This is a genomic window from Pseudomonas sp. 2(2015) (assembly GCF_000955865.1).
Taxonomy (GTDB): Bacteria; Pseudomonadota; Gammaproteobacteria; order Pseudomonadales; family Pseudomonadaceae; genus Aquipseudomonas.
Genome location: NZ_JYOF01000025.1, coordinates 36,069 through 57,884 on the forward strand (window position 1 = coordinate 36,069; position 21,816 = coordinate 57,884).

Below are 21,816 nucleotides of genomic sequence, written 5' to 3' on the forward strand. Positions count from 1 at the left end.
CCTCAGGCGCTGGCGGTCGACGCCAGCGCGGCCTGTTGTTTGGCTATTTCCTGGTTGCGCAGGATGAAACGTTGCAGCTTGCCGCTCGGCGTCTTGGGCAGCTCGCTGACAAATTCGATTTCCCGTGGGTAGGCGTGGGCATACAGGCGCTGACGCACGTGCTGCTTGAGGGCCTCGGCCAGTGCTTCGCTCGGCTCTTGGCCTTTGGCCAGCACCACGAATGCCTTGATCAGCTCGGTCCGCTCCGGGTCCGGCTTGCCCACCACCGCGGCTTCGATCACCGCCGGGTGTTCGATCAGCGCGCTCTCGACATCGAACGGGCCGACCCGGTAGCCGGAGGTGGTGATCACGTCATCGCTGCGGCCGACAAAGCTGATGCTGCCGTCGTCGTTGAGCTCGACGGTGTCGCCGCTCAGGTAGTACTTGCCGACGAACGCCTTGGTCGGCAAACCCTGGTAGCCGGCAAACCAGCACAGCGGCGACTGCTCGCGGTCGACAGCGAGAATGCCCGGCTGCCCCGGCGGCAGTTCGTTGTGTTGTTCATCGAGCACGACGATGCGGTGACCGGGGATGGCGAAGCCGGCAGAGCCCAGGTGCACCGGGTGCTGCAGCCCATGGTGGTTGCACAGGACCATGCCCAGTTCGGTCTGCCCGTAATGGTCGTGAATGGTCACGCCCAGCTCGTCGGCAAACCAGCGGATCACCTGCGGGTTAAGTGGCTCGCCGGCGCTGCTGAGCACCCGCAGGCGGCCCTTGATCGGCGCGCTGAACTCGCTACCAGCGGCGATCAGCAGGCGGTAGGCCGTCGGCGAGCCGGCCAGGTTGCTGATGGCGTACTTGTTGATGACCCGGCAGGTGCTCTCGACGCTGAACGGCCCATCGAAAAACGTGGTGGCATGGCCCAGGGCAAGCGGACCGGTCACGGCGTAATAAAGCCCGTAGGCCCAGCCCGGATCGGCGAGGTTCCAGAAGCTGTCTTCAGGGCGCAGGTCGATGGCATCGCGCATGTAGCCCTGGAAGGCGACGATGGCCCGCAGCGGCACTTCCAGCGGCTTGGCCGGGCCGGTGGTGCCGGAGGTGAACATCAGCAGGAACGGTGCCTCGGCCCCCAGCAGCACCGGCTCGCAGTGATCACTGGCCAGCGCCAGTGCGCTGTGAAAGTCGATATCGCCGGAGCCTGGCGCAGCGCCCACGCAGATGACCGTCGGGCAGCTATGCACGTCGTCGAGCTTGCTGCGATTATGCGGTTCAGTGACGACTACCTTGGCTGCGGACTGCTCCAGCCGGTGCTCGATGGCCTTGGGCCCGAATGCGGTAAACAGCGGCTGATACACCGCCCCCAGGCGCCAGGTGGCCAGTACCGTGATCAGCAGCTCGGCCGTACGCGGCATCAACCCGGCAACCCGGTCGCCGACGCCCACACCCTGGGCCCTGAGCACATTGGCCAGGCGCGCGGCAGAATGTTGCAGTTGCTCGAAGCTGTAGCGCGCGCTGCTGCCGTCGCGGCCTTCCCAGTTCAGGGCAATACGATTGCCGCCGACATGCCGGTCGCAGCACTCGACGCAGGCATTGAGTGCCTCAAGGTTGCCCTGCAGGGCAGCCGCAGCGGTGTGCAGGTAGTCGAACCCTTGCGCCGCGGCGCGGTAATCACGCATCGCCAGACTCCTCGTTTGTTATTGTTGGAATAAAACGATTGGTCTGAAGATAGTCGCGCCAGAGCTGGCGCGGGACAATGGCCAAAGCTGTCAAAGTGGATGACTGGTTTGGCCGCTGGCCCTGACGCGACCACTAACTCTCGGCTTTTGTGACAAGCAAGGGCTTGGTCAACGCCACAATCAAGGCCTGTACCTTCTCGGCGCGCTCGACCGCCAGCACATCCACAGCAGCGTCGTCGTCCCCCGCCATGTCGGTCAGTTCCTGCAGCCGATCGACGAAGGGCTCTTCAACCTCCGCGAACGATTGCGGATAAGTGTCACGCAGGTAATTGACCCAAAAATCCCGGGAAGCGATGAAGTCCAGCAGTTCATCTCCGGCTTCAGCTGTGCGTACTGTCCTGGCCGCGTCGTCGAGCTGACGCGAGGTTACCCCCGCCACCCCGCCAAACTGCATGTAACGTGGCTGGCCGGGCAGGTCCAGGGGCTCGGCCAGACCAACCCGATAGGCCAGGCTGACCTCCACCTCGTCGACGCCCAGGCCGCTGGCCTGACGCGCATGGATATCCTCCCGGGCAACCTGCTCGACACGCTCAAGGCGAAACAAGCGCCTGGCCACCCCAAGCAAGCGGCTGGCCTGGTTCTCCGAGCCAGGCTGCTGCTCGGCTTGCCACAAGAAGTAACCCACTTCGAGGTTACTGAAGCAATCCGAAACGCTGTCGACGCAGGTCCTCGGTGCCGAGGCCAGCTTGAACAGAGTCGAACGCAGTGTCTGGCTGTCTACCGCCTCTTCGACAAGGGCCCAGACCCGCCGGCTCAGGTCCTCGCGGTTCATCCGGTAGTCTGCAGTGCCGGTCAGCTCGCCGAGCAGACGCAGAAAACCTGCGCTGTCCTCTGACCGTGCGAGATCATCCCATTGCCCTGCACGCACTTCGTACACCCGCTCATCCAGGGTGGCCAGCCAAAACGCACGAGCATCGACCGGCAACTCGTGCTCATCCTCTTCTGGCAACTGCATGCCATCGAGCTCGGCCAGGCGTTGCCAGGTCGCCTGTGCCAGGGGATTGCCCTGCAAGTAAATGGCGTCACGGATCACCCCAGGGGTATGGAAAAAGCGCTCGGGCAAGGTGGCGATCAGATTGTTGCGCAAGTCGGCCTGCTCCAGGAACGGTCGGCTGAGCAACCCGCGCGGCAAGGCTTGCATGCCGGTGTTGCGCAAGCTCAGTTCGCGCAAACGGTGCAAGGGCCGCAGGTTGAGGTTGCGCCGCAGCGGGTTGTTGTCCAGCACCAGCATGCGCAGTTGGTTCAACCGGGCCAGTGCATCGACATCCATGGCCTGCAGGGCGATGTGGTTATGTTCCAGCCTGAGGGTGCGCAACGCCGACATGTGCTCAAGTCCGGACGGCAACTGGTCAAAAAAGTTGTTGCTCAGGTTCAGCCAGCGAGTGTTCGAAAACGCCCGGAAAAACGACGCAGGCAGCCTGCGCATACGCATGCCGACCATGACCACATCGACCACATGAGCAAAGCTGATCTCGCCCGGCAGATTGGGAAAGGTCGGGATATGCCGGCCAACAATGCTCAGGCGATAACCCTGGAGAATCCCGTTCGCGTCAATGATCGGCTCGCTTTGACGACGCCAGCAGTGGCGCAGCGCTTCGGCCACGCGATTACGTGGCGACAACAACACCGTAGCGCTACCACTGGCTTGCGCAGGCGCTACGGCCTCCCAGGTGCTCAGCGTCTGATCGAGCACCTGATACTCCTGCTCGAGCCGCTGCAACGCCAGCAGCACTGAAGAGCCACTTTCGCGCAGACGGGCGATAAAGGCTTCGCGCTGCTCGGCATCAAGGCCGGGAAACAAGGCACACAAGCGGTTGTTGATGCTTTGCGCCATCGCCTGCGCAGCCCCTCGGCCACTCAGCAGATACCCTACGCGGCCATCTGCCAGGCGATGTCCCGGGTTGAACCAGCGCCGGATCGGCACCAGGCCCAGAACCCCTTCCAGTTCGCTGGCAGCGACCGGCAGCTGGGCAATCAGGTCCGCGCGCATTTGCCCAAGCGCATGCGGCCCTTGCCATCCCAGGCCTTCACGCTGGGCATCATTCAACGAAGCGGCAATCACCTGTAGCAATCCCCCGCTCAGTTCGACGTCCTCAGCGCCATCTGGCTGATCGCCGTAGAGCTGGTAAACGCCTTGCTGGTGGACGATGACCCTGAGCAGCCCAGGGCTGTCTTCGGGCTTCAGCCGGTCGAGCAAACGGCTGTAGGGAAAGCGGTCATGCAACGCCAGGTTCACCTCTTGCGGCCACCCCGGCAAACGCCGGAGTGCATAGAACACCAGGTGAGCGCTGTCCAGCGAACCGCCGTAGCCAAGATATAGACCTTCACGGGCGCGAGTCAGCTGCGCCACCCGAGCCAGCATCCGCGCTTGTTCCGCCAGCCCCAGGGGTACGCGCGCCTCGGCTGCCAGCAGTGCGCGCGCTTCATCGCTGGCCTGTGCAAGCAAGGCCAGGCCATAGGCGTCGGGTAAGGTGGGGAAGTCCCGCTGGAGCGTTGCCAGCAGCGGGTCGTCAGGCAAGTACCGTGTAGAAAGCGACACGCCGTGCTGGTGCTGGGCGAAGCGCTCAAGGGTGTCGCGCAGGCCTATCGGCATCCGGCGGTTTTCCACCAGTAACCCGCGCAGCTCATCTTCATCGATAGCCGCCACCTGCAACAGCGCACTCACCTCGCTCACGCTCATCAGCCCGGCAGCGGGCCACAGGCGTTCGAGCAGATGCGACTGGCCCTGCCAGGCCAGCGGCCACTCATCACGCAAGCGCCAGGCGCGTTCGCCGTTGAACTCGACGACCGGCCCGTACGCGCCGGCACGTTGCTGATGAACCAGGCGCCACGGACCTTGCTGCGGTACCCGACGGACTTCGTAGACCGCCCCGCGTAGCGGCAGGTAACTGCGCCCGTCGGCCAGGTGCAGGCCGCTATCGGTCAAGCGCGAGCCGGCGGGAATGCGCCCCAGCTGGTAAAGGCGCAGATCCCGGCGCCATAAGCGCGGCTGATTGCTTTCGAGGGTGACCGGTAACAGTGACTGGACAAAATCGCTGCGCTTGAACGCTCTGCCGACACTATGGATACCCGCCCCCAGCGCTACCGTCACCGCCACAGTCTGGGCAACACCGAGCAGATGCTCGAGTGCTTCGCCGCGATGCCCGCGCAGCCAGTCTTCGGCCCCTTCGAACACCTCGCTCAAGGTCTGCAGTGCAAGATGCCCGAGCAACAACCCACCCACAGCGGGAACGAACAGGCCGACCAGGTTGAGTGCCGTCCAACCGGCCGCAGCCAGATCAGAACGCCACGCTCGGGTCGCCGCACTGTCGACATCGGCGGTCGGCACCGCCAGTACCCGGGCATCGGCTTTGATCCGTGCCAGTTGCAATTGACAGAGACCGGTGAACAGATCACCACGCAGGAGCGTGCCCGCCAGGTCCAGGTCAACGCTTGAGTCGGTGATTCTGGTTGCCAGCAACAGGGCAAAACCGGCACGTTGCTGCAAACCGATCAGCGCACTGAAGTAGGCGCGATACGACTCGGACCCCTTGAGCGACTCAGCCAGTGCCACGTTGAAGGCAAACCAGGAGCGGTAACTGCGCAAAGGCTGCTGCCGATCGGTCGGCAAATACACCAACAACCCGCGAATCAGGCTGGCCTCGGTCCAGCGCAAAGCCCCTTGCGGCGGTTCGCCGCGCACTTCGAATACCACCGCGCCACTGACCTGGCAGTTCAGCGCACTCAGTTGATAAATACGTACTTCCAACCCGCCATGGCTGACCTGGGATGCGCCCGAGACGACTTGCTCGAGCATCTGGTAGGCCAGCGCATCGATCTGCCCGCGCAAATGAGCGAGGCGCGCAGCCACTTGCAGGGCCAGGCGCTTTTCCTCGGCCAGGTCCTGCTCAGCCGGCGCGAAGACATCCTCCAGATGCTGCTGGAAACGCCTGCCCACATCCAACTCACGGCAGACGCTGGCCACTTTTTCGGGCGCATCGAGCAAAACTGTCTCGAGTTCGCCCGCAGTGACGATCGCTGTCCCGGCATAGTAGCTGCTGGCGGCTGTCTGGCGAGCGCCAAAACCTTGCAGCAGGCGTTGCATCAAGGGCTGGGTGAGCAGAATCGTATCATCACTAGGCAGCCCGATACCCTGGCTAGGCTTGAAGTCGCGCAGTACTTCACGCCACTGGTCGCTATCGAGATTGCCCTGGTAGTTGAGCTTGTCGTGCAGTGCGTCTGCCAGCAACGGCTGGGCGAAAGCATCAATCGCCTGGAGTTCATCCAGGGTTGCGTGGACGGCTTGCTGGCTGTGCCGAAGCCTTGCGAAATCATCGCGCAAATCATTGATCTGCTCGACGGAGGCGGTTCTAAGCCAGTCAGGCAGGATATGACCGATGAATTCATCGGTCACCCCGGGCTGGGTGATCGCAGCCGGTGTGGCTGGGGATCGGGCGGCAGGGTTAGGCACGTTCAAGGTCCTGGGGGAATGGCAATCCTCCAGCCTAGAAACGCTTAACCATCACTGGCAGCGAGAGGCGTTTCACCCTGGCCGATCAATGCCCGATAATGGCCCGGATTGCAGCCATACCACTTGCGAAAGGCCTTGTAGAACGAGCTGCTGTCAGCAAACCCCAGGCGCTCGGCGATTTCGGCGAAGCTTATCTGCTCCTGGGCCAGCCAGGCGATTGCCAGCTCCTTGCGTACACTGTCCTTGAGGCCCTGGTAGGTGGCGCCCTCCTCAGCCAGGCGTCGACGCAGGGTCGAGGCCGATATGCACAGTTGCTGGGCCTGGGCCTCGGTTTCCGGCCAATCACCGGCGGGAAGCTGGCGCAGCGATTCCTTGATCCGCCGCGCCAGGCTCGACGGATCGCGGTACTTGACCAGAATATTGGCCGGCGCCTCGGCCAGAAAGCGCTGCAACTCTTCAGGCGTGCGCTTGAGCGGCAGGTCCAGGCAATCGGCGGCAAAGATCATCCGCGTGCGTGGCCGGTCAAACTGCAGGTTCTCCGAGAACATCACCCGGTAATCGTCGCAAAACGGCGGCTCGGCGCACCGCAGCTCAATGGCCAGGATCGGGATGCGCCGCCCGGCCAGCCAGCAGGCGACGCCATGCACAATCATCCAGAAGGTGAAGTAGGTGAAGGCCCGGCGCGGCTCATCCCGGGGCTCGCCGATGACGATCTCCGCCAGGCTTTGCTGGCGCACCAGCGCCGGCTGCAGGTGCTCGAGCATCAGCCCGAGAAACGCCAGGGCGCTTTCAAGCCCGGCGCCCAACGTCGGCTGGGCCATGGACGAGCGGCACACAAAGGCCAGGCTGCCCGTGCGCAGGCCACGCGGGTCCATGCAGAAGAACTCATCGTGGCAACGACGAGCCAGCAGCCGCCAGAGCTGCGCGTAGGCCCCGGCGGGCACCCGCGCATCGGCCTGCTGCAACTGTTCAGGGTCGATCCCCACACGACTGAGCAGGGCCTGGCTCGCGGCGCCGGGGGCGCAGCTTTGCAGCAGCGCCTCGCGCACCAGTTGCATGGAGATGGTGTCTTTCTCCGCCATCAGCAGTCGTTCGCCTTGCCTGTAGTGTTTGCCCGCCATCTTAGGGGCCCGCCGGGAAAAAACCAGCCCCGCCTCATACCGCTGCCGCCAGGCTGAGAAACGCCTGGATCAGGCGCAGTTCGCGGCGTCGCTCCAGGCAGCCGATCATGTGCTGGTTGATCAGCCCCGCTGCGCCGATGGGCCGCGCCACCACCCGCGGGTCATGGCTGATCTCCAGCGACGAAACGATACCGATGCCCAGCTCGGCCGCTACCGCTTCAGTCACCGCCTCGCGGCTGTCGAGCTCCAGCAGCACGCGCGGCTGCACCTGGGCATCGCGGCAGGCCTGATCGAAGGTGCGGCGGGTAATCGAACTGGGTTCGCGCAGTACCATGATCTGCCGGTCCAGCTCGCCAAGGGGCAATTCCTCGGCGCTGGCCGCCCAGGCATGCCCGGCCGGCAGCAAGGCGCAGATCCGTGAATCGCCCAGGCTTTGCAGGTGCAGGCCCTTGCGCGACTCGACCTCGGTCATCACCGCGACATCGGCATGCTCGCTGAGCAGCGCCGCCAGGGTTTCCTGGGCGTTGCCCAGACGCAGGTTGACGGTGATCCCCGGATACCGCGCGCGCAGCTGCGCGAGCATCGGCATGACCCGGTGCGGGCCGTCGGCGGCCACTTCCAGGCGCCCGGTGAGCAACTGGCGGTTGGCCTCGAGCATCGCCTGGGCTTCTTCGGCAAGGCCAAACATCGCGCGGGTGATCGCCGCCAGGCGAATGCCCTCCTCGGTCAGCTCGACACGTCGCGCCGTGCGGCGCAGCAAGGTGATCTGGTAGTGCTCCTCAAGCGCCTTGACATGCCCGGTCACCGCCGGCTGGCTGATGAACAGACGGGCGGCGGCGCGGGTAAAACTGCCCTCACGGGCCACGGCATCGAAGGCGCGGAGCTGGAACAGGTTCATATCTATCGGCCTGACTTATGGCTGGCATAACAACAAACAATTTGATTGATAAGGCACGGAATTGCAACGTAGGCCCCGTAGATTCAGCCCACCGCTTGCGAGGACTACCGGAATGAGTAACGCCCCTATCCTGCTGACCCCTGGCCCCCTGAGCACCTCGGCCCGTACCCGCCAAGCGATGATGGTCGACTGGGGTTCATGGGACCGCGACTTCAACCAGCTCACCGCCAGCCTCTGCGAGCAACTGCTGGCCATCGTCAACGGTGCCGACAGCCACCATTGCGTGCCCCTGCAAGGCAGCGGCACCTTTGCCGTGGAAGCGGCCATCGGCACCCTGGTGCCCCGCGACGGCAAGGTCCTGGTACTGATCAACGGCGCCTACGGCCAGCGCCTGGCAAAAATCTGCAAGGTGCTGGGCCGCGCCTGCAGCACCTTCGAAACCGCCGAAGACCAGCCGACCACTGCCGCTGACGTCGACCGTCTGCTGAGCGCCGACAGCAGCATTACCCACGTGGCACTGATTCACTGCGAAACCAGCACCGGCATTCTCAACCCGCTGGCCGAGATTGCCGCGGTTATCGCCGGCCACGGCAAACGCCTGATCATCGATGCCATGAGCTCGTTCGGCGCCTTGCCGATCGATGCCCGCCAGGTGCCGTTCGATGCCCTCATCGCCGCCTCCGGTAAATGCCTGGAAGGCGTGCCTGGCATGGGCTTCGTCTTTGCCAACAAACAGTCGCTGGCCGCCGCCGAAGGCAACTCGCCGTCGCTGGCCATGGACCTGCATGACCAGCACGCCTACATGGCCAAGACCGGCCAGTGGCGCTTCACCCCGCCAACCCATGTGGTGGCGGCGCTGCACGAGGCCTTGCTGCAGTACAACGAACAAGGCGGCCTGCCCGCCCGCCACCAGCGCTATGCCAGCAACTGCAAGACCCTGCTCGACGGCATGGCCGCCATTGGCCTGCGCAGCTTCCTGCCCGCCGAGATTCAGGCGCCGATCATCGTCACCTTCCATGCCCCGAACGATCCGCGCTACCAGTTCAAGGACTTCTACGAGCGGGTCAAGGCCAAGGGTTTCATCCTCTACCCGGGCAAGTTGACCCAGGTCGAAACCTTCCGCGTCGGCTGCATCGGCTGCGTCGGCCCGGACGGCATGCAGGCCGCGGTCGATGCCGTGGCTCAGGTGCTGCGGGAAATGGAAGTGCTGGACATCTGATACCCCGAAGCCTTTTTACCCGATCAGCGCAACCACCCGCTCAAGGAACCCTGAACATGAACTACAACAACCCGACGCAATTGCAAGCCGCGATCCTCGACTGGGCCGGCACCGTGGTCGATTTTGGCTCCTTTGCCCCAACCCAGATCTTTGTCGAGGCGTTCGCCGAGTTCGACGTCGAAGTGTCTATCGAGGAAGCCCGCGGGCCGATGGGCATGGGCAAGTGGGACCATATCCGCACCCTGTGTGACCAGCCGCTGATCGCCGAGCGCTACCGCAAGGTGTTCGGCCGCACGCCGACCGACGCGGACGTCACCGCCATCTATGAGCGCTTCATGCCACTGCAGATCGAGAAGATCGCCGTGCACTCGGCGCTGATCCCCGGCGCCCTCGACACCCTCACCGGGCTGCGCCAAGACGGTCTGAAGATCGGCTCGTGCTCGGGCTATCCGAAAGTGGTGATGGACAAGGTGGTGGCACTGGCCGCGCAGAACGGCTACGTCGCCGATCACGTGGTGGCCACCGACGAAACCCCGAATGGCCGCCCCTGGCCGGCCCAGGCCCTGGCCAACGTGATTGCCCTGGGCATCGATGATGTCGCCGCCTGCGTCAAGGTCGACGACACCGTGCCAGGCATCCTCGAAGGCCGGCGCGCCGGCATGTGGACGGTAGCGCTGGTGTGCTCGGGCAACGCCCTGGGCCTGACCTACGAAGGCTACCGCGCCCTGGCCTCGGACACCCTCGACAGCGAGCGCAAGCGCATTCATGCGTTGTTCGCAGGCTCGCGCCCGCACTACCTGATCGACACCATCAACGAACTGCCAGAGGTGATCGCTGATATCAACAAGCGCCTGGCTCGTGGGGAAATGCCGCAAGCCGTGTAAGCACGTTGCACAGCTGATTGACCCAGCAATCTGAACAGGCAGGACAAGTTACCCAACTTGACCTGCCTGTTTGTTCGTGCCGCCCCGGGCAAATGACAGAAGGTGTTAGATATAGTCGTTATTGCCGCAAAATCACGATCTTTTCACCGACTTTCCCAACCAACATTCAAACTTTTTCCCTTGAGCTTTACACCGTACGCTCAATGCCTACACCTCAAGGAAGAAGGTTTTAATTCATGTCTGTTGACCTCAGTTCCCCCACCCGACCAACCGATCTCACACCCATCTCAAGCAAGCTACCCGCTTGGCTTATCAGCGCCCCCGCCGCCACTCATGCTGCGCTGCGCAAGGTAGACGTGCGAACATTGCCCTGGCTGGCTGATGCACGGCATACCGATGCGCAGACACTGGAACAGCTGCAAAGGGTGTATATCCGCCATCGCCGCTACGAGCAGCGGGTCCACGAGATACTTGCCGCCCTCCCGGCCATCGAGACCTACGCCGAACCCTTGTTGAAAGCCAAGCTGCAGGAGCGATTCGGCCTGGATGTCGATGTGCGCAACAGTTATCTGTTCCATGCCCGGCGCGTGGTCATCGACGGCTCATTCCTGACGTTGTCGCAGGATCCGGCGGTCAAGGCTGGCGCCGCGATCAAAGCCGCCACCCAGTCGCTGCTGGCCTGTGCCCTGCAGAACTTCGAAGCCTGGGAAGCCGTGCCGGGCGCCATGACTGACGATCGCGGGCGAACATCGATCGCCTCGCGCATTTATTACTCCGACCCGGCACTCAACCGGCCCGGGCGCTACCCCGACGAGTCGTCGCTGAATATCGTTCCTGAACAGTTTGCCGCCCTATGCCGCGAACTTGACCTGGGCGGTACCTACCAACAGTTGATACAGCGCGTACTCAACCCGGTGTCCGCTACGGGTGACGCTGCCGACGCCGCCAGCGCCAACGTGCGCGCCGACTTCAAACAGCTCGAGCAATCGACGTTCCTCCTGCACACGCACATTGCGCGGTTGAGAAAAACCATCAGCCCGCAGATGCATGGCGTATTGCTGGATATCGCTCGAAACAAACCGGCAACACTGGACGGTGTAACGATAACCCGTAACTTTCTCAAACTCTGGGATGTCGAACTCAGCGCCATCGTTGTCTTCGGAAAAGACCGCAGTGCCAGCCAGCACAGCGAAAAGGTCGTGGTTTACATTCCCGATGATCCTTACGACCCACTCAGGGAATACCCTTCGCTTGCGCACTTTTTCGCGTCCCTGCGCGAAAGTCTTCTGAAGCCGGGTTATCAGCAGTTTTTTGCCCGATTCATTCCTGCACGCCACCGGGCTCAGCTTTTTGCTCGCCTGCGCCAGGCCTTCTACCCCAAAGTCTGGAACAGTGCCGCTGGCTATTACGAAGAAAAACTCGACAGCAACGCCAGCCTGCACCTGCGCGAAGGCACGTTCTTCGTCAACCTGCTCAATGCGCTGAACCAGCAAAAAATTGCCCAGCTCAAGGATGATGCGCTGTTTCACGGCGTACCCACGGCCGCCGAGGACCACAAGTCGCTGCAAGACAAGCTGCTGTACTTTGTCCAGACCACATTCAACGTGCTGAATATTGCCGCGTTCGTGGTGCCGGTGCTCGGCGAGGTGATGCTGGCCGTCACCGCCGTACAACTGTGCAACGAAGTCTATGAAAGCATCGAGAGCCTGGCCAGGGGCGAGAGCCAGCAAGCCTGGGGCTACCTGATGGATGTGGTCGAAAACCTGGCAATGATTGCCGCCCTGGGAGGCCTCTCGGCGGCAGGGGGCGGCGCTGCGGTACAAGCCCCTGAGCTGGTCAGGCAGATGCAGAGCGTGCAACTGGCCGATGGCAGTACGCGCCTGTGGAAGCCCGACCTGCAGCCATTCGCCCAACACATCAGGCTACCCGCCGAGTTGCAACCCAATGCCTCCGGGCTCTACGACTACCAAGGGCGACAATGGCTGGTGCTCGAAGGCCGCACCTACGCGGTCAAGCCGCCTGCAGGCAACATGCCGTATCGGCTCGAACACCCGCGGCGCGTGAGCGCCTACGAGCCGCCCTTGCGCCATAACCAGGCGGGCGCCTGGCTACAGGTCACCGACCAGCCGCTTGAGTGGGAAGGCATCCGCCTGTTCCGACGGCTCGGACATGCCGGCGCCGAGTTCTCCGACGAAGTCGCCAGCACCATCATGCGCGTCAGCGAAACCCATCAGGCACAACTGCGTCACACATTGAGCGAAGGCCTGCGCCCGCCCGCCCTGTTCAGCGACACGCTACACCGCTTCCATCTGGAATATGAGCTTGACCGCTTCACCCAGTTACTGGAGGCCGGCGATCAGCGCGCCGAACCGGCCCTGCAACTGCAACTACTGGCCGAGGCGCCAGGCTGGCCGAACGGTCGAGCGCTGACCGTGCTCGATGAGCAGGGTAAGGTGCTTGCGCAGTATCACAGCCAGAGTGGCAATGCGCTGTCCCGCCCCCTGCAGGTAAGGCTCGGTGGTGGTGACGCCCTCGAAGCGCTGATGCGGCAAATGAGCAAACCAGAGCTCGAAGGACTGCTGCAACACCCGCTGGGTTCAGGCGAGCCCAACTTCACCACAGCGAAACGCCAGTTACAGCAACAACTGGCGACTGAGGTAAAAACACACAAACCCCGACTGTTCAATGAACGCTACCAGGCACTGCAAAAAACCGACGCTGGCCCGGTGCTGCAGATCCAGCAAGCCTTCAGCAGCCTGCCCACGGTGGTGATCGAGGAACTGCTGCGCCACGCCAGCCCGGCAGAACTTGAACAATTGCGTGTCAATGCGCGCATTCCCGTACGAATTGGCGAAGAAGCCCGTGCCTACCAGCATAAGCTGCGTCTGAATCGTGCGTATGAAGGGCTGTATCTGGACGCTGGCAGCAGTCCCGACAGCGAGCGCCTGGTGCTGCATACCCTGAGCACCCTGCACGGCTGGTCCACCGACGTGCGCCTGGAGGTACGCGAGGGTTCAATCCAGGGGGCGCTACTCGACAGCATCGGCAACAGCGATGCGCCGATTCGCAAGGTCCTGGTCAGCGATGGCACCACCTACCAAAGCTACGATGCCGACGGACGCCAATTGCATGGCCGTGACAACCTTTATGCCGCAGTCCTGCACGCGCTGCCGGACGCCCAACGCAGCGCCCTGGGCTTTGCCGACGTCAGCCAGCACGCAGCGCTCAAACAGGCAGTACGGTCGCAACCGCTACTGGCCCGGCACAGCTTGAGAGCCGTGCTGAAGATGCAAGCGCTCAAGCCCGGCGCCCGCTCCCCCATGCGCCTGGCCGATGGCAGGCTTGGTTTTGCCTTGAGCGGACGCGGCAGGCTGCCGGGCTTCATCCTCGAAGAGACGCTGCTGGACAAGATCCGTCTGCTTGAATTCGAGCACGCCTTTCCCGAGCAGATCCTGCAGATGTTCTACGACGCGCAGTGGAGCCGTGCCGACATCGACCAGCGCCTGGATCAACTGCTTGTAGAGCAACAGAGGCTGCGCGATCACCTTTCCAGCTGGACGGATGCCGCCAGTTCGATGCCGCCCTTGAGCGCCGCGCGCATGAACAGCCGCACACGCATCGCCGAGGCGTTGTGGCGTCACTGGCGCGCCAACAACCTGCCCGACCTGAGTCAAGCCACCACCCCGTTGCAACTGGCAGACGTTTACCTGATCGACTTCCCAGCGCAATTGCCCGACTTCATCGAGCAGCGCGTGCAGGGCCTGGAACTGTTGAACGCGAACTATGACGAAACGCCGGTCGATCCGTTCATCAACCCGAACAACGAGAGTAACGGCCTCGGCCGGTTCTTCGAGCGCTTTCCCCAGGTGAGGTCATTGGTCTATGGCCAGAGTCGTGGCCAACCCGGCCATTACTTTGTCGGCCAGACTGCACTGGAACATTACCCACAACTGCGCGAACTGAGTCTGATCGATACCCGGCTATACATCGGCCAGGACCAAATCGACCTCTTTCAGGGTTTCAGTCAGCTTCAACGCCTGGACCTAAGCGGCAACGCCTTCAGTACTTTTACCGACATCGACCTCAGCGGCTTTAACCTGGAGTACCTGGGGCTGAACCGCACCAGACTTTACGGATGGCCACGGTGGCTCAACAGCGCCAACATGAACGGCATAGCTGAAATATCGCTGGCCGACAACCAAATCAACACGGTACCCGCCAGCGTGTTGGAAAACCCCGTCGGCAGCGGTCATCACACCCGAATTTCGTTACTCGGCAATGAGCTGTCGCGAGACACACTCATCCGCATGCGCCTGAGTGAAGGTGAAGGCAGGCGTTTCAGCTTTGAACTGACCATTGCAGAGAATCTTCGCGACATCCTGGATGTCATGACCCAGGAACGCGCCGCGCTAGATGAAGCCTTTGCGCAGTGGGCCGAGGCGTCCCACTCAGGCGCACCGCTACACGATGAACAGATTGCCTCCAGGCGCCGCCTGGGCCGCTTGGTCCACGACTTATGGAGCCACGAACCAACCCATGGCCACGTTGGAACCTTGCGTCTCGAGGCAATTGCCTTGAACGACTTCCCCAGACGATTGCCGGCGTTTTTCTATCATCGCCTGCGCAGGCTGCACCTTCTGCGCGTGGGCACCAACGCCAGTGAATTGCATCGGTTTCTCAGTGACTTTCCTTACCTGGACAGTTTGCACATCGAAGGGCATGTCACCCCGCTGGGCAGATTGAACACGGCTTTGCCGCAATTGCGGATGCTGGAACACCTGAGCCTGATCGATCAGGGCCTGAGTATCGATCAGTCAACACTGGCAACGCTGCAACTCATGCCAGGGCTGACGGAGCTGCAACTTGACGCAAATGTTATCGGCGAGATTACCGATGCCTCTACCTTGCGTAACATCGAGCAGTTGAGCCTCAACAATGTCGGCCTGCAAGCCTGGCCGCAATGGCTGGACACGCTGCTGCCGGGACCCATGCAACGCTTATCACTGATTGGCAACCAGTTGCGCGAATTGCCCGAGCATATTCTCGCCAACCCACGCACTGAAGAACATCACACTGAAATTTCCCTGACCGGCAACCCGCTGACCGATGAAACCATGCGCACCGCTCATCTGTCCGAAGGCTACAATCGCGCTTACGACTTCTATATGGACTTGCCCCCCGACATCCGTGCCCTGGAGCGTGCGCGACACTATTCAAGCGAGTCTTCCCCCTCTTCCCCCTCTTCCCCTGAAGAAGCCGAATCCGCTGCGGATGTCTGGCTAAGCGGTGCAGAAGACCGCAGAGCGACACGCCGAGGTATCTGGCAACAGATCGAAGAGGGCGCAGACGCCAGCGACCTGCTGGGGGTTGTCGGCCATCTGGAGCACAGCGCCGACTATCGCGATGCTGGTAGTCGCAGCGGCCTTACCGAACGGGTTTGGGGCGTGCTCGAGGTAGCCGCCAATGACGCAGAACTGCGCCTGGTCCTCAACGGCATGGGTGCCGAACCCCTGCAGCAGATCAGGCAGCGCGACACCTGCCCTGACGGCATACGCCTGGCATTCAACCAGATGGAAATCCAGGTGTTCATTCGCCAATCGCTGCAGGGCGTTGCCGACGAACAGCGGGGCAGTTCCCTGTACGCCCTCACCCGCCGCCTGTACCGACTGGAGGCGCTGGACAACGCTGCCCGCGAACAGGCCGGTAGCCGCGACGAAGCCGAAGTGCGCCTGGCCTATCGCCTGCAATGGGCCCGTGAGCTGGACCTGCCGGTGCCGCCGAGCAACATGCTGTACCGAACGGCCGCCAACATTCGCCCCGGAGAACTGGATGCTGCGTTGAGCCAGGTGCGCCAGGGCGAAGGCGGCCAGGCCTTTCTCGACTTCGCCAGGGGGCGGGACTTCTGGGTGGATTACCTGCGCGAGAGCCACGCCGATCGTTTCATGGCGCTCAAGTCTGCCTACGAGGCCGAGGTACTGGAGCTGTACGACCTGTATCCGGATGACAACCCCGACCAGACTGCCGCTCGTATCACCTTGCTTGAGCAACAGTTCAAGCGCAATGAGAGCAACCTGATTGAGGCGCTGACCAACCTGGCAGGGCAACAGCAGCGCTGAACCTGCCTTTGCACCGGCCAGCCTTGAACAAGGTGGCCGGTGCAGTGCCTCAATTCTGGTGGCGCGCGACCCATACGGCAAACTTGTCGATAAAGGTCTGCAGGAACGGCCGGGGCTTCTCCGACAGCTTGCCGTTGTCGTCAAACAGCGTTCCCGCCCCACCGATGTACGCTTCAGGTTGCTGCATGCACGGCACATCAAGGAACACCAGCGACTGGCGCAGGTGGTGGTTGGCACCAAAGCCGCCCACCGCCCCCGGCGACACACTGATCACCGCCCCGGGCTTGCCACTCCAGGCGCTCTGGCCATAGGGCCGCGAGCCCACATCGATGGCATTCTTCAACACTCCCGGCACCGAGCGGTTGTACTCGGGGGTGACAAACAGCAGCGCATCACTGCCGCGAATCTGCTCGCGAAACGTTTTGTAGGCCTGCGGCGGATTGACGTCGATATCCTCGTTGTACAAGGCCAGCTCGCCAATTTCGACGATGTGCAGCTTGAGGCTGGATGGCGCAAGCTCGGCCAGCGCGCGGGCAACTTTGCGGTTGAGGGATTCCTTGCGCAAGCTGCCGACGACGACGGCGACTGAATACACCTGGCTCATGGCAAATTCCTGATGTGATGAACAAAGGGAGTTGTAGGTATAGATGATCCGGCACGGCCCTGAAGTTTTTTTCCATACAGGCAAAACTTACCAGGCAAAACAGTGGTCTATGCCTGACAGATACTTATTTCTTCAGAGGTTGTACGGTAAATGACAGCAGTACTGGTCGGACAGTTTCATGCACGGGACGCCGAGGGCCGCATCTATCCCGTTCATGAGTTCCAGGAAGCCACCCTGCAGGCCGACGGAAGCGCCGCATCCCTGCCCATTACCACCTACAAGCTGGCAATCGGTGACCGGGTCAACCACCTGGGTGAAGACCGTTTTGAGCTGGTCCAGAGTGGCGTGGAAATCATCCGTATTCCTTGAGCCCGCTCAGGCCTTGATGCAATCGACGGTATAGACCCGTCCCTGCGCTGTGGTTTCATGCTGCAACCCATGGACATCGGCGACAAAACCGGGAAAGCCGCTGTCGAAGGCAGCAGCAAAGGCCAGGTAGTCGATGATCGAACGGGTCGCCTCGGTAAAGCGCTCCCCCGGCATGATCAACGGAATGCCCGGCGGATAGGGCACCAGCATCACCGCAGCGATGCGCCCGAGCAACTGCTCGATCGGCACCGCCTCGACCTCCCCGCGCACCATCCGGTCATAGGCATCGGCAGGTTTCATCACCACTTCCGGCAAACGCGTGAACAGGCGCTTGAGTTGCTTGGCCGTGGCATTGCTGCGGTAGCAGGCGTGCAACTGGTCACACAGGTCGCGCAAGCCCAGGCCCTGGTAACGCACTGGATCGAGCTGGGCGACGCAGGGCAGGCATTCGAGCAGGCGGGTGTTGGCATCGTAGTTGCGCTTGAACTCGAGCAACTCGGTCAGCAGCGTGCTCCATTTGCCCTTGGTGATGCCCATCGAGAACAACACCAGGAAGGTGTAGAGCCCGGTCTTTTCCACCACCAGGCCGCGCTCCCAGAGAAACTTGCTGACCACCGCGGCCGGGATGCCATGCTCGCTCAAGGCGCCGCCGGCACTGAGCCCGGGCATCACCAGGGTGACCTTGATCGGGTCGAGCAGCACGTAATCGTCACTGACATCAACGAAACCGTGCCAGTCGGCCTGTGGCTGCAACAGCCAGTCTTCGGTGGCGAGCCGCCGTGCACCGTCCGCCAGCGGCGGCTGCCAGATGCTGAACCACCAGTCATCAGCGGCCATGTGCTCACGCAGGTTGGCCATGGCCCGGCGAAAGCTCAGCGCCTCATCGAACATTTCCTGCAGCAAGGAGCGCCCGGCCGGGCCTTCCATCATCGCCGAAGAGACATCCAGCGAGGCGAGGATGCTGTACTGCGGCGAGGTGGAAATATGCATCATGAAGGCTTCGTTGAAGCGGTCGCGGTCCAGCTGGCGGGCGCCGCCGTCCTGCACATGGATCATCGACGCCTGGCTGAAGGCAGCCAGCAGCTTGTGGGTCGAGTGAGTGCTGAACACCAGCGGGCTGTCGGCACTGCGCGAAGTGCCCATGGCGTAACGCCCGCGGAAGAACTCGTGAAACGCCGCGTAGGCATACCAGGCCTCATCAAAATGCAACACCTCGACACTGTTGCCCAGTTCCTGCTTGATCAGCTCGGCGTTGTAGCACAAGCCGTCATAGGTGGAGTTGGTCACCACCGCCAGCTTGACCTTGGGCGGCCGGCCCCGGGCCAGGGGGTTGGCGCTGATCTTGGCGGCAATCGAGGCCTGGCTGAATTCGCTCAGCGGGATCGGCCCGATGATCCCCAGCCCGTTGCGCTCCGGGCACAGGTACAAAGGGATGGCCCCGGTCATGATGATCGCGTGGACCACCGACTTGTGGCAGTTGCGGTCGACCAGCACCAGGTCATCTCGACCGACCATCGAGTGCCAGACAATCTTGTTGGCGGTCGAAGTGCCATTGATCACAAAAAAGGTATGGTCGGCACCGAAATTCTTTGCCGCCCGCGCCTCGGCGGCCGCCAGCGGCCCGGTGTGATCGAGCAGCGAGCCCAGCTCAGGGACCGACACCGACAGGTCCGAACGCAGGGTGTTCTCGCCGAAGAACTGGTGAAAGGCCTGGCCGACCGGGCTTTTGCGATAGGCCACGCCACCGCCATGGCCGGGGGTGTGCCATGAGTAGTTCGATTGCGCGGTGTGCTGCACCAGCGCCTTGAAAAAGGGCGGCAGCAAGCCATCCAGATAACTGTGCGCGGCCCGCGCCACCTGGCGGGCGAGAAACGGCACGGTGTCTTCGAACAGGTAGAGAATGCCGCGCAGCTGGTTCAGCTCGCTCATGACATCGGCAGGGGCATTCTCCAGGGTCACCTGCTCGCCCAGGGCGAAGATCGGCAGGTGCGGTGCACGCACCCGGGCCAGGCGAATCAGTTCGACCATGTTCTGTAAAAGGTGAGTGTTTTCCCCAGCGCCTTCGGCAGCAATCAGCATGCACGCCAGGCCGTGATGGGTGGCGGCGACCAGGCGGCCTTCGGCGTAATCGACGGCCGGCAGGATGGTGAAGCCGTCCTGGGCCAGCTCCTGGGCAATTGCGCGAACACGCTCGCCAGCGACCGTATCGGCCTTGATGTCGCGATGCACGATGAGGACGGGGAACTTGAGGTCCTTGTACATGGGCGGGCGCTTCCTCCGGGTGACAGCTCTGTCACCTCAGGGTAGAAGGTCGCCAGCGCCCCTGCGCGGCAAATTGCCTCAGTTTGCTTCGGACAACTGCTGCCACAGCGCCGGGCCACCGGCGGACTTGGCGATGGCTTCCAGACGCGCCATGTGCAGCTCGAGCTCCTGCTCGCTGGCGCGAATGATCCGCCCCGGCTGGCGACTGGCAGGCAGGCGGCGAATTTCGCTGCCGCGGTTGTCGTCGCCCTCCTCTTCGCCATCGGCACCGTGGCCGGCCAGCGACAGGCTGGTCTGGCCACCGGTCATGCTCAGGTAGACGTCGGCCAGCAGCTCGGAGTCGAGCAGTGCGCCGTGCAGCTCACGGCCGGAGTTGTCGACACCATAGCGTTTGCACAACGCATCGAGGCTGTTGCGCTGCCCCGGATGACGCGAGCGGGCCATCATCAGGGTGTCGAGGATAGTGCAATGCTGGGAGATGTCGGCGCGATCGTGCTGGCCGAGCAAAGCGAATTCGTTGTTGATGAAGCCAACGTCGAACGCCGCGTTGTGGATGATCAGCTGGGCGCCCTGAATGAACTCGAAGAATTCATCGGCGACTTCAGCAAAGCGCGGCTTGTCGAGCAGGAAGGAGTCAGTGATGCCGTGGACGCCAATGGCGCCCTCGTCACTCTCGCGGTCCGGCTGCAGGTAGACGTGGAAATGGCGCCCGGTCAGGCGCCGGCCCATCAGCTCGACACAACCGATCTCGATGACCCGGTGGCCGTCAGTCACCGGCATACCGGTGGTTTCGGTGTCGAGGACGACCGACCTGTTGTTCTGAATCTCCACGCCGATGGTCTCCTGCCGCGTACAGTCTGGTGAAAAGCCGGCCATTCTACCTCAGCTCAAGGGCGAGTGGCGGCCGGTGTAGTCAACGCAAACCACGGACCTCGTCAACACCGCGGTTAGCCAGTTGATCGGCACGCTCGTTGCCATGATGGCCAATATGCCCGCGGACCCATTTCCAGGTCACTTTGTGCCGGCCCACCTGTTCATCGAGCAACTGCCAGAGGTCGGCGTTCTTTACCGGTTCTTTGGCGGCGGTTTTCCAGCCGCGTTTTTTCCAGTTGACCATCCACTCGGTGATGCCTTTCATCACGTACTGGGAGTCGGTGACCAGCAGCACTTCGCACTCGCGCTTGAGCGCTTCCAGGCCCTTGATCGCCGCCATCAGTTCCATACGGTTGTTGGTGGTCTCGCGTTCGCCGCCCCACAGCTCCTTTTCGACGCCCTTGCACACCATCAGCACACCCCAGCCGCCCGGGCCGGGGTTGCCCTTACAGGCACCATCGGTGAAGATTTCGACGCTATCGCTCATTTACAGCCTTTTTCATCAATGATTTGGCCCCGCGCCCTTGGGGCCCGGAACTCAGGGTTCGGAATGGCGCCGGTTGACCTTGGCCATCGGCAGCGGCAGCAGTTTGCCCATCGGCTCGCGGCGCTCCAGGCGCAGGGGCCGCAGGCCGACCACCATCTTGCGCGCCACCAGCAGGTAGACACCGCCACCAGCACTCTGCCAGCCACCGGCGATCCGCTCCCAGCCGGCCAGGCGCTGTTGCCAGGCGGGGGATGCGAGCGGCGGACGATAGCACCCGAAGCGGCGTTTCTCCAGCGCGAAACCCAGCAGGTTGAGCCAGTCGCCAACCCGCGACGGGGAAATGCAGCGCGCCTTGCGCAAGGCATCATGGGCGAACACCCGGCGTACGCCCCAACTGCTCCAGGGGTTGATGCCGACGATCAGCAAATGACCACCCGGGCGCACACTGCTGGCGGCCTCGCGCAGCAGGCCATGGGGCGACAGGCTGAAGTCCAGGCCATGTTGCAGCACCACGACGTCGGCGGCATGTTCGCTCAGTGGCCAGGCCTGTTCTTCACAGACGATCTCGACCCCGGGCAGCGGCGCGCCGAGGCGCACGTTACGCTGCACCTGCGGGGCCTTGGGCGGTGCTTCGGCGCAGGGGCCGTAATGCACCAGGTAACCGCCGAAGTAACGCCCCAGTTCCTCTTCGAGCAGGCGTTGCTCTTCTTTGAGCATCATTTGCCCCAACGGGCCGGCGAACCAGTCGCGGGCCAGGCTGATCAGCTCCAGCCACTGCGGATCGGCCTGGGCGAAGGCTTGATCGGTCATTGCAGTCT

The 21,816-nt window shown here is 62.8% G+C and carries 13 protein-coding genes; 4 read left to right on the plus strand and 9 right to left on the minus strand.

Annotated elements, in window-relative coordinates; translation table 11 throughout:
• Window positions 1-2 precede the first annotated feature (2 nt).
• From UB48_RS25820 to UB48_RS25835, 4 genes are all read right to left on the minus strand, one after another.
• The gene (locus tag UB48_RS25820) at window positions 3-1,655 is read right to left on the minus strand and encodes an AMP-binding protein (protein WP_045202091.1); all 1,653 of its coding nucleotides are present in this window, start codon (window positions 1,653-1,655) and stop codon (window positions 3-5) included.
• 133 nt (window positions 1,656-1,788) lie between these two features.
• On the minus strand, window positions 1,789-6,165 hold the full coding sequence (locus tag UB48_RS25825; protein WP_156160252.1) for an NEL-type E3 ubiquitin ligase domain-containing protein: 4,377 nt from the start codon (window positions 6,163-6,165) through the stop codon (window positions 1,789-1,791).
• 44 nt (window positions 6,166-6,209) lie between these two features.
• Window positions 6,210-7,247 (minus strand): AraC family transcriptional regulator, encoded by a 1,038-nt coding sequence (locus tag UB48_RS25830; RefSeq protein WP_045202212.1) that lies wholly within the window; start codon window positions 7,245-7,247, stop codon window positions 6,210-6,212.
• Between the two features lie 73 nt (window positions 7,248-7,320).
• The gene (locus UB48_RS25835; protein ID WP_045202095.1) at window positions 7,321-8,184 is read right to left on the minus strand and encodes a LysR substrate-binding domain-containing protein; all 864 of its coding nucleotides are present in this window, start codon (window positions 8,182-8,184) and stop codon (window positions 7,321-7,323) included.
• A gap of 112 nt (window positions 8,185-8,296) precedes the next feature.
• Here UB48_RS25835 and UB48_RS25840 point away from each other — a divergent pair, with 112 nt between their 5' ends.
• From UB48_RS25840 to UB48_RS25850, 3 genes are all read left to right on the plus strand, one after another.
• On the plus strand, window positions 8,297-9,403 hold the full coding sequence (locus tag UB48_RS25840) for a 2-aminoethylphosphonate--pyruvate transaminase (protein ID WP_045202098.1): 1,107 nt from the start codon (window positions 8,297-8,299) through the stop codon (window positions 9,401-9,403).
• 56 nt (window positions 9,404-9,459) lie between these two features.
• Window positions 9,460-10,287, plus strand: a complete 828-nt coding sequence (gene phnX / locus UB48_RS25845; RefSeq protein WP_045202100.1) for a phosphonoacetaldehyde hydrolase — start codon at window positions 9,460-9,462, stop codon at window positions 10,285-10,287.
• 356 nt (window positions 10,288-10,643) lie between these two features.
• Window positions 10,644-16,403, plus strand: a complete 5,760-nt coding sequence (locus UB48_RS25850; protein WP_177329193.1) for an NEL-type E3 ubiquitin ligase domain-containing protein — start codon at window positions 10,644-10,646, stop codon at window positions 16,401-16,403.
• Window positions 16,404-16,452: 49 nt separating this feature from the next.
• Here the strand turns inward: UB48_RS25850 and UB48_RS25855 are convergent, their stop codons facing one another.
• Window positions 16,453-17,007 (minus strand): NADPH-dependent FMN reductase, encoded by a 555-nt coding sequence (locus tag UB48_RS25855; protein ID WP_045202102.1) that lies wholly within the window; start codon window positions 17,005-17,007, stop codon window positions 16,453-16,455.
• A gap of 150 nt (window positions 17,008-17,157) precedes the next feature.
• Between UB48_RS25855 and UB48_RS25860 the strand changes: the two genes are divergently transcribed.
• The gene (locus UB48_RS25860) at window positions 17,158-17,376 is read left to right on the plus strand and encodes a hypothetical protein (protein ID WP_038996154.1); all 219 of its coding nucleotides are present in this window, start codon (window positions 17,158-17,160) and stop codon (window positions 17,374-17,376) included.
• 6 nt (window positions 17,377-17,382) lie between these two features.
• Here the strand turns inward: UB48_RS25860 and UB48_RS25865 are convergent, their stop codons facing one another.
• The 4 genes from UB48_RS25865 to UB48_RS25880 form a co-directional block, all read right to left on the minus strand.
• Window positions 17,383-19,638, minus strand: a complete 2,256-nt coding sequence (locus UB48_RS25865; RefSeq protein WP_045202104.1) for an Orn/Lys/Arg decarboxylase N-terminal domain-containing protein — start codon at window positions 19,636-19,638, stop codon at window positions 17,383-17,385.
• 78 nt (window positions 19,639-19,716) lie between these two features.
• Window positions 19,717-20,463 (minus strand): DNA polymerase III subunit epsilon, encoded by a 747-nt coding sequence (gene dnaQ / locus UB48_RS25870; protein WP_256326779.1) that lies wholly within the window; start codon window positions 20,461-20,463, stop codon window positions 19,717-19,719.
• Window positions 20,464-20,551: 88 nt separating this feature from the next.
• Window positions 20,552-20,998 carry a ribonuclease HI gene (rnhA, locus tag UB48_RS25875; RefSeq protein WP_045202106.1) on the minus strand — a complete coding sequence of 149 codons (447 nt, stop codon included), beginning with the start codon at window positions 20,996-20,998 and terminating at the stop codon, window positions 20,552-20,554.
• 51 nt (window positions 20,999-21,049) lie between these two features.
• Window positions 21,050-21,808, minus strand: coding sequence for a class I SAM-dependent methyltransferase (locus tag UB48_RS25880; RefSeq protein ID WP_045202108.1), 759 nt, complete (start codon window positions 21,806-21,808; stop codon window positions 21,050-21,052).
• Window positions 21,809-21,816: the final 8 nt, after the last annotated feature.